This window comes from Polaribacter sp. HaHaR_3_91 (assembly GCF_019278525.1).
Lineage (GTDB): Bacteria > Bacteroidota > Bacteroidia > Flavobacteriales > Flavobacteriaceae > Polaribacter.
Window position 1 is genome coordinate 1,631,624 of the sequence record NZ_CP058986.1, and the last position, 12,595, is coordinate 1,644,218.

The following is a 12,595-nucleotide window of genomic DNA, read 5'->3' on the forward strand; positions in this document are numbered from 1 at the left end:
AAAAAGTTGGAAAAATAATACTGAAATGGCTTGGGTACTTTGTACTCTTTTTGCTGTTCATTTTTATTTTGATTTCTTTACCTGTTGTACAAACAAAGTTAGGTAGTTATGCCACCCAAAGACTTAATGAAGATTTTAATACGAATATCTCTATAGAAAAAATAGACTTATCTCTTTTAGGGAATATTCAATTAAAAGGAGTAGATATTAAAGACCATCATCAAGATACTTTAATCTATGTTAAAAAATTATCAAGTTCCATTCTAAATGCAAAGAATTTTTTAGATAATAAAGTGAATCTTGGTAGTATTTCTTTAGACGGTGCTTATGTTTATATGAAAACCTATAAAGGAGAGAAAGATGATTCTATGGCTGTTTTTATAGATAATTTTAATGATGGTACACCAAAAGATTCTCTCTCCAAGCCTTTTATCTTAAAGTCTGATAATGTTTATGTAAGCGATTTAAATTATAAATTGATTAACGAAAATAGTAGCAATCCTATTTTGTTTTCCGCAAGTAATGGTGGTGGAAACTTACAAGACTTATTAGTTTATGGACCTGATTTTTCATCGAACATCAGAGGGCTTTTTTTTGTAGATAATAGGGGGTTAGAGGTTACAAGTTTAACAACCGATTTTTCGTATTCTAGAACGGAAATGCATTTTGTAAATACATCATTACAAACTAGAGAATCAAATATTAAAGGCACCATAGCTTTTAACTACAAAAGAGAAGATTTAATAGACTTCAATAATAAGGTAGATATTATAGCAGATTTTAATAAAAGCACCATTTCTATACCAGATTTAAAGAAGTATTATAAAGAGTTGTATGGAAATGATATCGTTACTTTTACTGGAGACTTTAAAGGAAGGTTAAATAATTTCTCGTTAAATAATCTTAGATTAAGTTCTAATAGAGGGATTAAAGTAATTGGGGATTTAGGTTTTGTAAATGCGGTAGATTCTGAAAAAGGTTTTATTTTTAATGGTAATTTAAGAGATGTAGCAGCTACTTATTATGACTTAAAAAGTATTTTACCGAACGTTTTGGGAAAAACACTGCCATCGGAATTTGCTAAATTTGGAAGATTTACTTTAAAAGGGCAAGTACATGTTACTTCTAAAGAAATTAAAGCCAATTTAGATTTACAATCTGAAATAGGGAATGTTGTTTCCGACTTGCAAATTTCTAATATAGACGATATTGATTATGCCGCCTACAGCGGAAAAATAGCGTTAAATATGTTTGATATTGGTGAGTTATTTAATGATCCTTTATTTGGTAATGTTTCCCTAAAAGGAGATGTAAAAGGTAGTGGTTTTAAATTAGATAATATTAATACTTCTTTTATAGGTACTGTTGCAGCGCTCAATTTTAAAAAGTATACCTATAAAAATATTGAAGCAAATGGTCAGTATCAAAATAATAAATTTGATGGAGATTTAAAGATAGATGACGTTAACTTTAAAATGAAGTTTAACGGATTAGCAGATTTGTCTACAGACATCAATAAGTTCGATTTTAAATCGAATATAGAATACCTTAATTTAAAAGAAACAAACCTTTTTACAAGAGATAGTATTGCTGTTTTAAAGGGTGATATAGAATTAGATGTAGAAGGAAACACCTTTGATGATATTACTGGAAAAGCAACTTTTACGAATATTTTATACACAAACCAAAAAGAAGAATTTAATTTTAAAGAATTTAATGTATTATCTTCTTTAAAAGATAGTATTAAAACAATAGAAGTAGTTTCTAAAGATATTGCAGAAGGATATCTTACGGGTAAATTTTCTTTTTCTGAACTGTTACCCGTTGCACAAAATGCGTTGGGTAGTGTTTATACAAACTATACACCTTTTTCTGTAGCACCAAATCAGTTTCTAGATTTTAATTTCACGATCTATAATCAAATTGTTACGGTGTTTTTTCCTGAGATTTCTATTGATAATAATACAAAGATAAAAGGTAAAATTAAAGCAGATAAAAACCAATTAAGGTTAACGTTTTCTTCGCCCAAAATAGAAGCTTATGGCAATGAGCTAAAAGATATTTTGTTAAGAACAGATAATCAAAATCCTCTTTATAATTCCCATTTAACAGCATCCGAAGTAAATACAAAATATTATAATGTTTCTAAATTAAACTTATTAAGTTTAAATCAGAATGATACCTTGTACTTTAAATCAGAATTTAAAGGAGGTAATAAAAAGAACGAAAATTTTAATCTCGATTTTTTCTACACATTTAATCCGGAAGGGAAATCTGTTGTTGGTCTCGAAAAATCATCCTTAATATTTAAAGAAAATACATGGGAGATTAACCCAGACGTATTAAATAAAAATAAAGTTACTTTCAATATCAAAGAAAATGATTTTAACTTTAGTCAGTTTAAATTTACTTCTGGCGAGCAAAAAATAGAGTTTTCTGGTAGTGTAAAAGGAGATTCTGAGAAAGTACTTTTAGCAGATTTTACAAAAGTGAAATTAGAGAGTTTTTTACCTAAGATTGATAGCCTTGCGTTAAAGGGAGTTTTGTCTGGTCATGTAGACTTTGTTCAAAGTAAAGGTGTTTACAATCCGGAAGCATTGCTTTCTATTGCAGATTTTCAAGTCAATAATTTTAAGCAAGGAGATTTATCTTTAAATGTAAAAGGAAATAATTCTTATAAAAAGTATCAAGTAGATTTATCTATAAATAATGAAAAGGTAAAAAGTATTGCAGCAACTGGTTCTTTGGATTTTTCAGAAAAACGGCCTTTAATAGATCTAGATGTTTACTTAGAAGAGTTTGGTTTAGATGCTTTTAGTCCGCTTGGTCAAGACGTTTTATCCTCTATAAGAGGTACTGCAAATGGAGATTTTTCTTTAAGAGGTTTCTTGGGGAACCCCGAAATGGAAGGAACTTTAACGCTTAAAAATGCAGGTTTAAAGTTTCCGTATCTTAATGTAGATTATGATTTTGAAGGAGAATCTATAATCAGTTTACAAGAACAGTCGTTTATTTTTGAAGAAGTAAAATTGGTAGATACCAAGCATAAAAGCCGTGGGAGGCTTATTGGTGATATAACCCATTTGAATTTTAAAAAGTGGTTTTTAAATATAGAAATAGAAAGTAATAATTTATTAGTTTTAGATACTAAAAATACTGATGAATCACTTTATTACGGATCTGCTTTTATAGATGGTACAGCTAATATTACGGGGTTAACAGATCAATTAACAATAGATATTAACGCTAAAACCATGCCTGGTACTGCATTTGTTGTTCCTTTAAAAGATATAGAAACCGTAGATAGTTATAATTTAATCCATTTTAAAACGAAGGAAACTGGAATTCAAGAAAAACAAAAAGAGGTTGCCTTAGAAGCTATTAAAGGATTGTCTTTAAACATGGATTTAGATGTAACAAGAGACGCAACGGCTCAGGTAGTTATAGATGAGGTAAATGGGAGTCAGTTAACTGGTAGCGGTAAAGGAAATTTAAGGATAGAGATAAATACACGTGGTAAATTTAACATGTTTGGCGATTATATGATAGATAGTGGTGTTTACGATTTTAAATATGGAGGTATTGTAAGTAAACCATTCTTAATACAAAAAGGAGGTACCGTTTCTTGGAGCGGAAATCCGTATGAAGCCAATTTAGATGTAACAGCAATCTATAAAGCAAAAGCCAACCCAGGAGTTTTATTGCAAAATTTTAATTCTAATAGAAAGATAGAGGTAGATCTAGTAACCAAAATTACAGGAGGTTTATTTAGTTCTAAACAAGATTTAGACATTCAATTAACAAATGTAGACCCATCGATTGCGAGTGAGTTGGAGTTTATTTTAAATGATAATAATGTAAACGAAAAAACAACACAATTTATATCATTACTTGCTTTTGGTAGTTTTGCCAACCCAGATAGAGCAGATTTTAATGCAGGTGAAACTTTTTCTAATACAGCTTCTAGTGCAGTGTCTGCAGCTTTTTCTAGTTTATTAAATAACCCTGATGGTAAATTTCAATTAGGAGTAGATTATCAACAAGGAAATAGTGGTACAGATATAGGTAGTTTATATACAGATAATCAGGTTGATGTTTCTGTAAGTACACAATTGGGTGATAAAGTTGTTATTAACGGAAAAGTGGGAGTGCCTGTTGGTACACAAACGCAATCTAGTGTAGTTGGTGAAGTAAAAGTTGAAATACTATTAAATAAAGAAGGTAATTTTAGAGGAGTTATTTTTAATAGACAAAACGAAATACAATATTCTACAGAAGAAGAAGGCTATACGCAAGGTGTAGGACTTTCTTATCAGGTTAATTTTAATACACTTTCTGGTTTGTTAAGAAAAATTAAAGGAAAGAAAAGGGGGGTTAGAGAAAATGAAACTTTCATAAAAAGAGATTCTACCCTAAGATTAAAGGATAAGTTAATAAATTTTGAAGGAAACTAATAAACTTACTATTTATTAAAATAAAAGTGATTTTTATCATTTAATTTTTTCGAGTTCATGGTTATTTTTGCGTCTGAAAAAATAATAACAAAACATTAATGTACACCATTAAAATAATTAAAAAAAAATAGCTACTTTTCACTTATAATAACGAAAATTAGCCTAAAACGATTTCGTAATTTTATTATTTTAAATGGTTATAAAGCAGTAAATTTACATCAGGATATGAAGAAAATTAAAAAAATAGCAGTTATGACTTCTGGAGGAGATGCTCCAGGAATGAACGCCGCAATTAGAGCCGTAGTTAGGTCTTGTGCCTATTATAGTTTAGGTTGTGTAGGTATATATAGAGGATATGAAGGTTTAATTGAAGATGATCTTGTTGATTTAAATGCAAGGAGCGTTCATAATATTATTAACAAAGGAGGTACAATCTTAAAATCTGCTAGATCTAAAGGGTTTAGAACCAAAGAAGGTAGACAGAAAGCTTACGAAAACTTAATTGAACGTGAGGTAGATGCACTAGTTGTAATTGGTGGAGATGGATCTTTTACAGGAGCAGTATTGTTTAACGAAGAATTTGGTTTCCCTGTAGTAGGTATTCCAGGTACTATTGATAATGATATTTTTGGAACTTCACATACGTTAGGGTATGACACAGCTTTAAATACCGCCGTAGAAGCAATAGATAAAATTAGAGATACAGCATCTTCACACAACAGACTTTTCTTTGTTGAGGTGATGGGGCGTGACGCAGGTTTTATCGCTTTAAATGCAGGTGTAGGAGCAGGAGCAGAAGAGATCTTAATTCCTGAAGAAGATTTAGGGTTAGATAGAATGCTAGAATCTTTAGAAAGAAGTAGAAGAGCAGGTAAATCATCTAGTATTGTAGTAGTTGCAGAAGGTGATAAATCTGGTAAAAATGTATACGAACTAGCTAGTTATGTAGAGCAAAACTTACCAGAATATGATGTTCGTGTTAGTATTCTTGGTCATATGCAAAGAGGAGGTTCTCCTTCTTGTTTCGATAGAGTTTTAGCAAGTAGACTAGGTGTAAAAGCGGTAGAGTTATTATTAGATGGTAAAACAAATCTAATGGTAGGTTTAAAAGATAATTTAGTAATTAGTACAGATATTAAAGTAGCAATTGCTGGTGGACATTCTATAAACCACGAGTTACTTAGAATTTCTGATATCATAACAACATAAAAATAATTAATTAAAAACTAGTAAAATGATTAAAATAGGAATTAACGGATTTGGTAGAATTGGAAGATTAGCATTCAGATCTACAGTAAATAGAAAAGACGTACAAGTAGTAGGAATTAATGATTTATTAGACGTAGATTATTTAGCTTACATGTTAAAATACGATTCAGTTCACGGAGCATTTGATGGAACTGTTGATGTAAAAGACGGTAAGTTAGTTGTAAACGGAAACGAAATTAGAATTACAGCAGAAAGAAACCCAGCAGATTTAAAATGGGATGAAATTGGAGCTGAATATGTAATCGAATCTACAGGATTTTTCTTAACAGAAGAAACTGCAGGGAAGCACTTAGAAGCAGGAGCTAAAAAAGTAGTATTATCTGCACCTTCTAAAGATGATACACCAATGTTTGTAATGGGTGTTAACAATACAGAATTAAAAGCAGATCAAAAGATTTTTTCTAATGCATCTTGTACTACAAACTGTTTGTCTCCTATTGCAAAAGTATTAAACGATAACTGGGGTATCTCAGAAGGTTTAATGACAACTGTACATGCTGCAACTGCAACTCAAAAAACTGTTGATGGTCCTTCTATGAAAGACTGGAGAGGTGGACGTTCTGCAATTGGTAACGTAATTCCTTCTTCAACTGGAGCTGCAAAAGCTGTTGGAAAAGTAATTCCTGCATTAAACGGAAAATTAACTGGTATGGCTTTTAGAGTTCCTACTATGGATGTTTCTGTTGTAGATTTAACTGTGAAGTTAGAGAAACCAGCAACCTATGCAGAAATTTGTGCTGCAATGAAAGCTGCTTCAGAAAGTGATGCAATGAAAGGTGTTTTAGGATACACAGAAGATATGGTAGTTTCTCAAGACTTTGTTGGAGATACTCGTACTTCTATCTTTGATGCTAAAGCTGGTATCGCATTAAACGATAACTTTGTAAAAGTTGTTTCTTGGTATGATAACGAAATGGGTTATTCAACTAAGATTGTTGATTTAATCGAATATGCTGCTTCTTTATAATATAAAGTAGCTTATACATAATAAAAAGCCTGATAGAATTAATTTTCTATCAGGCTTTTTTTTTATCTTTAGATTAAATAAATTTAATACTATTTTATGGAAATAGCAATTATTGCACATGATGGCAAAAAAGCAGAAATGGTTCAGTTTTTAAATGAACACAAAGAGGTTTTGCTTACAAAAAATATAAAGTTAGTTTCTACAGGAACTACAGGTTCTAAAGCAGAAAAAGCGGGTTTTGTAGTTACAAAATTCTTATCTGGTCCTATTGGAGGAGATGCGCAAATTGCAGCAAGAGTTGCAGAAGGCAAATGCAATATGGTCTTATTTTTTAGAGATCCTCATGCAAAACACCCTCACGAACCAGATATTATAATGCTGTTAAGAATTTGTGACGTACACAACGTTCCGTTAGCAACAAACCCTGCTTCTGCAGATTTGTTAATGAAGGCAATTGCTATTTAATAGCAATTGCACTTATTTCTACATTTACAAACTTCGGTAAGTTAGCTACTTCTACAGTTTCTCTTGCAGGAGCTGTTTCTTCGTTAAAATAGTTTCCGTAAATAGCATTTATTTCTCCGAAATTATTCATGTCAGAAATAAAAATAGAAGTTTTAATGACGTTTTCGAAAGTCATATCAGCGGCAGCTAATACTTCTTTTAGGTTTTCCATTACCTGAGTTGTTTCTTCTTTTATGGAAGATAAAACCAATTCTCCATTTTCTGGATTGATGGCAATTTGGCCAGAAGTATATAATGTATTTCCGCTTAATACAGCTTGATTATAAGGTCCTATTGGAGCTGGTGCTTTTGTAGTTGTTATTATTTTTTTCATTAGATTTTATGTTTCTAAATTAGAGAATTCTAAAGTAACAAAGTTAATAAGTTTTTACGATTGTTCGTACGAGGGAATCTAAGTATTTTAGTTTTGAATACTGAATACTGAATACTGAATACTGAATACTGAATACTGAATACTGAATACTGAATACTGAATACTGAATACTGAATACTGAATACTTTTTTTTAAAACAACGTTCTATCCGCAGGTTTGCTTTTATCCCATTTAAGATCTGATAAGACAGAAGATTTTACACCTATAAAAAAGGTGTAAGATGAATTTGTACCAAAAGGAACCCAATTGAAATTAAATTGCCAGCTATCTAAGTCTCTCGTGAAATTAAATCTAGAAAACGTAAAAGCACCTCCTTTAACATCGTAACCAGAAGAATAACCCATTTTCCATTTTGGAGAGAGTTCTAAATTACCACTAAACATAATACTGTGCACACCAATGCTACCACCGTCTATACCATTATTTGTATAATTGGTAGAGTATGCTAAATTGATAGACCATGGGATGTCTGCTTTATACAGCTGGGTTTCTTTCTTTTTATCTGTTTCTTCTGTATTATTAGCGTTGTTTCTATTATCTCTACCGGTAGGATTAATATCTGCACCAATAACATCTACATTGTTGTCTCCTCCGTTAGCGCTTTGTTTAGATTTGTCCTTTTTATCTTTACCAAAATCAGTGCTAGATATAGAGTAATTTGCGGTTAAATTAGCATTTGTTAACCTTAAAATATTTGCATTAAACTCGTTAATTCTTGCACCGTCGCTATTTACTTTATAAGGATCCATAGAACCACTTAAATTAACAGATAACTTGTCTTTAAATAAACGTGTACCTGCAGAAAAACTAACCGGAGACCATCGCAAACTATCGGCTGCAATATTATAAGAACTACTAAAGTTTAAATTATTTAAAAGGGTTATTTTCTCATCTTCTTCATCACTATCTGGATCTTTCGGAGCCACTTTTGCTTCTAAAACGTTGTTTAAAGAAATACCGATTGAGTTACTTAATCCAGAAGAAGGTGCTCCATATATACCTTGGTCATAGACAGTGTAGTCTAATAAGTCGGTAGCATCTGCACTTTGTTGTACTTGTTTTATGTATTTATCTTTAAAATCTGGTCTGTAAGAATAGGAAACAGAAGGTCTAAAAGTATGACGAATGGTTTTTAATCTTCCTTTCTTAAAATTAAAAGTACCATAAATATTTGTAGATAAACTAACTCCTGCATTGTACTCTCTATAGCTTTTAAAACCTCTAAGAGTATCAGTTACCACAACATTATCGGTAACATCATAATCTTTTTGAATATAATCAAACTGCCAAGTTTCTTCATAATTAGCACTTGGAGACAATGTAAAGTATTTAAAGGCTTTTATGTTTGTGCTGGTTCCTGTTTTATGTTGCATTCCAGATCTTGCTGTTTCAAACATTTTAGGTGTAAAAAATTCATCATCTGTAGTGTTAATTAAATACTGACCTTGCATGGTGTAATTAAACCCCATTTTTTGAATAGGAGTTTTTTGGATACCATTTTTTCCTGCAAATGGGTATATTCTACTCATATTTACAGTCAATGACGGTAAAGTCATTGTAATAGCTTCAGTATTTGTGTTTTGTTGATGACTAGCGGTAAGGTTCATGTTAAACGGCGTACCCACAAAAGTTTTACTATAATTTATAGAAGAGTTAAATGTATTAGTTAATGTTTCTGCTATATTATATTGATTTTGAGATTCTCTAAAAAATTTACTACTACCAAGGTTTACAGAAGCAGAAAACCTAGAGTTAGGACTCGCCTTAGTATCTTGACTATGAGACCACCTGATGTTAAAATTGTTAGATTTACTATAATCATCAAAACCTCTAATTCCGCTTATATTGTTTTCGAAGTTTAAACTAAAAGAACCATTAAAGCGATATCTTTGTCTATAGTTAGATGATATTCTAGCTCCCCAACTTCCGTTAGAGTATACATCACTTAAAACAGTTAAATCCATATAATCACTTATGGCAAAATAATAACCACCATTCTGAAAACCAATACCTCTATCACTACTACCAGTATCAAAAGAAGGAATTAAAAAACCAGATACACTTGTTTCAGTTATAGGAAAATAAGCAAAAGGTAAAAATATAGGTGTAGGTATGTCTGCTAAAACTAAATTACTAGTACCTACAATAATCTTTTTTCCAGGCACTAATTTTGCTTTGTCAGTTGCTATGTAATAATCCGGATTTTTCTTTTCTGAGGTTGTAAAACGAATGTTTCTTACATATATAGTAGAATCATTTATACGTTTGGTTTTTTCTCCATACGTAAACATTTCTCCTTGTTTTGTTTTTAATCCGTAGATTAAAGCTCTTTCAGTTTTAAAATTATAGATAATAGAATCTTGTTCAGATTCTTGACTTCCTTGTTTAAATATTGGACGTTGCACATAGCCTGTACTATCTATAATTCCTTTTGCAAAAAGGGTGTTTTTCTTATAATCAACAACAATTAAACCAGCTTTTAAATCGATGTCTGTATAGGTGATGTTTGCTTCGTTATAAAGAGTAACCGTTTGGTCTTTTGCGTTTTGTATGGTGTAATCTGTAGCAACATGCACAATAATGTCTTCTATAGTCTCTTTAGGTTTTATCGAATCTAAAGAAATAGAATCTGTGTTTTTTAATGCCAAAGAATCTCTCTTACTTTTAAATAGAGAATCTTTCTCAACATTAGTAATTGCTGTTTTATCTTCAGATTTTAGTTCTTGTGAAAAGCCTATTTCTATAAAAAATATGCTGCAAAATAAAAGAATGTATGATAGGTTTGTTTGCAAGGCTTTTAATGCTATTTTTGTATAAAGGTTAAAAGTATGGCTCAATATTTGAAACACCAAATTTACGAAGCCAAAATTAGTTAAATTTTATTGATGCAAATTAAAGAAAATCACAAAATTAATATCAAAGTTAAAAATCTTTTATTTTTTCTCTTTGTGTTCTCATTTTTAATGAACTCATCATTAGTATTTGGGCAAAAAGAATATGTAGTTGTTATTGATGCAGGCCATGGTGGTAAAGACCCTGGTAACATGGGTAATGGTTATAAAGAAAAGAATATAGCGTTAAAAGTGGCGTTAATTGTCGGTAAAAAATTATCTAAAGCGAATGATATAAAAGTTGTTTATACTAGAGATGATGATGTTTTTATTGATTTATGGAAAAGAGGAGAAATTGCAAATCATGCAAAAGCAGACTTATTTCTGTCTATTCATTGCGACTCTCATACCTCTAATGCTTACGGAGCAGGTACTTTTGTTTTAGGGTTAAGAGGTAATAAAAAGAACCTAGAAATCGCCAAAAGAGAAAATGCTGCTATTTTTTATGAAGATAATTATGAAGAGAAGTATAAAGGTTTTGATTCTAACTCAGCAGAATCTGTAATCGGATTATCACTTTTACAGGAAGAAAACTTAGATAGAAGTTTAGCGATTGCTAGTTTAATTCAACATAGTTTTACATCTAAATTAAAAAGACACGATAGAAAGGTAAAGCAAGATAACTTTCAGGTTTTAAGAGAAACAATTATGCCAAGTGTTCTGGTAGAGTTAGGTTTTTTAACTAATAAAACAGAAGGGAGATACTTAAATTCTAAAAAAGGTCAAGAACAAATGGGAACTGCCATTACAGCGGCTGTTTTAAATTATATAGGTAATTTAAAACTAAATACTGTAAACAATAATATCTCAGAAAGCAAAGTAATAGGTAATATTGAATACAAAGTGCAAGTTGCCTCAGGAAAAAATAAAATAGAAACAAAAGCATATAATTTTAAGGGTTTAAGAGATATAGAAAGAGTTCCTGTGGGGAGCTTTTATAAATATTATTACGGAAATACTTCTAACTATAGTAGTGTAAAACAATCTTTAAGGGCAGCAAAATCTAAAGGATATACATCTGCTTTTATTGTCGCTTTTAAGAATGGGGAAAAGATCTCTGTACAAGAAGCGCTTAAAATACAATAGATTTGATGGTTTCAACCAAAAATTATTAGTAGTTTTGTTATTAAACTTTTATGGATGTCTAAAGAATTAAAAACAGGAATTGTAGCTATTGTTATTATATTCATATTTATATGGGGATATAATTTTTTAAAAGGTCAAAACTTGTTTGATGGAAGTACCCGTTATTTTAAAGTAGAATACACCAATATTGGTGGTTTAACGGAGTCTAGCTCAGTAACTATTAATGGGTTAAAAGTAGGTAAAGTTATAGATATTGCTTTTAATAAGTCAAATGATAAAAAAGGGCAATTAGTAGTTAATTTCGCTATTGAAAAAGATTTTGATTTCTCTAAAAAGAGTATTGTAAAAATATATTCTCCAAGCCCTTTAGGTGGTTCTAACTTAGCAATAATACCTAATTATGAAGGCGAAGTGGCTGTTTCTGGAGATTATCTTGAAGGAGAGATTGAATCTAGTTTATTTACTTCTATTGGTGAGCGTTTAGATCCAATACAAGCAAAGTTAGAGACAGTAATGGTAAGAGCAGATTCATTGTTTAAAAATGTAAACAATATTTTAGATACCAACACACAAAATAGTCTAAAAAATTCGGTTTCTAGCTTAGAGGCAACTTTAAATGAAGTAAATAAAATGATGTCATCTGTAAACGGGATGATAGATGCTACTTCTTCAGATTTAAAAGCAAGTGTAAAAAATACAAAAACAATTACAGAAAATTTTGCAAAAGTTTCAGATACGTTAGCAAATGCAGATATTGGTAGGGTTGTAAAAAAAGCAGAATATACGCTTACTTCTGTTAATACAATATTAGAAGGTATCAACTCTGGTAAAGGTACTATAGGTAAATTAATTACTGATGAAGCGATGTACACAAATTTAGAAAACGCTTCTAAAGAACTAGAAGAGTTGCTTAGAGAAATGAAGTTGAACCCTAAGCGATTTGTACACTTTTCATTATTTGGTAAAAAAGCAAAGCCTTATACACCTAATGAAGACGACGAATTAGAAAAAGAAGAAAACAACTAATTTT

General features: G+C 30.7%; 8 protein-coding genes. 6 read left to right on the forward strand and 2 right to left on the reverse strand.

The window, feature by feature from the left end; all coding sequences use genetic code 11:
• Positions 1-68: 68 nt before the first annotated feature.
• From H0I27_RS06810 to H0I27_RS06825, 4 genes are all read left to right on the forward strand, one after another.
• The gene (locus tag H0I27_RS06810; protein WP_254713153.1) at positions 69-4,454 is read left to right on the forward strand and encodes a translocation/assembly module TamB domain-containing protein; all 4,386 of its coding nucleotides are present in this window, start codon (positions 69-71) and stop codon (positions 4,452-4,454) included.
• Positions 4,455-4,679: 225 nt separating this feature from the next.
• On the forward strand, positions 4,680-5,663 hold the full coding sequence (gene pfkA, locus H0I27_RS06815) for a 6-phosphofructokinase (protein WP_165730296.1): 984 nt from the start codon (positions 4,680-4,682) through the stop codon (positions 5,661-5,663).
• A gap of 25 nt (positions 5,664-5,688) precedes the next feature.
• Positions 5,689-6,690, forward strand: coding sequence for a type I glyceraldehyde-3-phosphate dehydrogenase (gene gap, locus H0I27_RS06820; protein WP_218733083.1), 1,002 nt, complete (start codon positions 5,689-5,691; stop codon positions 6,688-6,690).
• A 96-nt stretch (positions 6,691-6,786) separates the two neighbouring features.
• Entirely contained in the window at positions 6,787-7,155 is a 369-nt protein-coding gene (locus tag H0I27_RS06825) for a methylglyoxal synthase (RefSeq protein WP_068449962.1), read from the forward strand.
• Here H0I27_RS06825 and H0I27_RS06830 read toward each other — a convergent pair.
• A complete protein-coding gene (locus H0I27_RS06830) occupies positions 7,148-7,528 on the reverse strand; it encodes a RidA family protein (RefSeq protein WP_218733084.1) in 381 nt (126 codons plus the stop codon). The genes H0I27_RS06825 and H0I27_RS06830 overlap by 8 nt on opposite strands.
• Positions 7,529-7,719: 191 nt before the next feature.
• Positions 7,720-10,380 carry a putative LPS assembly protein LptD gene (locus H0I27_RS06835; protein ID WP_218733085.1) on the reverse strand — a complete coding sequence of 887 codons (2,661 nt, stop codon included), beginning with the start codon at positions 10,378-10,380 and terminating at the stop codon, positions 7,720-7,722.
• A 93-nt stretch (positions 10,381-10,473) separates the two neighbouring features.
• On the opposite strand from H0I27_RS06835, the gene H0I27_RS06840 reads away from it, so the two are divergent.
• Together H0I27_RS06840 and H0I27_RS06845 are read left to right on the forward strand one after the other, a co-directional pair.
• Positions 10,474-11,565, forward strand: a complete 1,092-nt coding sequence (locus tag H0I27_RS06840; RefSeq protein ID WP_218733086.1) for an N-acetylmuramoyl-L-alanine amidase — start codon at positions 10,474-10,476, stop codon at positions 11,563-11,565.
• 54 nt (positions 11,566-11,619) lie between these two features.
• Complete coding sequence (locus tag H0I27_RS06845; RefSeq protein ID WP_218733087.1) at positions 11,620-12,591, forward strand: MlaD family protein; 972 nt, start codon at positions 11,620-11,622, stop codon at positions 12,589-12,591.
• Positions 12,592-12,595 lie beyond the last annotated feature (4 nt).

Excerpts from the sequence above, each read along its gene's own strand:
- pfkA (WP_165730296.1), top strand. The coding sequence starts at position 4,680 with ATGAAGAAAATTAAAAAAATAGCAGTTATGACTTCTGGAGGAGATGCT.
- gap (WP_218733083.1), top strand. The coding sequence starts at position 5,689 with ATGATTAAAATAGGAATTAACGGATTTGGTAGAATTGGAAGATTAGCA.
- H0I27_RS06825 (WP_068449962.1), top strand. The coding sequence starts at position 6,787 with ATGGAAATAGCAATTATTGCACATGATGGCAAAAAAGCAGAAATGGTT.
- H0I27_RS06830 (WP_218733084.1), bottom strand. The coding sequence starts at position 7,528 with ATGAAAAAAATAATAACAACTACAAAAGCACCAGCTCCAATAGGACCT.
- H0I27_RS06840 (WP_218733086.1), top strand. The coding sequence starts at position 10,474 with ATGCAAATTAAAGAAAATCACAAAATTAATATCAAAGTTAAAAATCTT.
- H0I27_RS06845 (WP_218733087.1), top strand. The coding sequence starts at position 11,620 with ATGTCTAAAGAATTAAAAACAGGAATTGTAGCTATTGTTATTATATTC.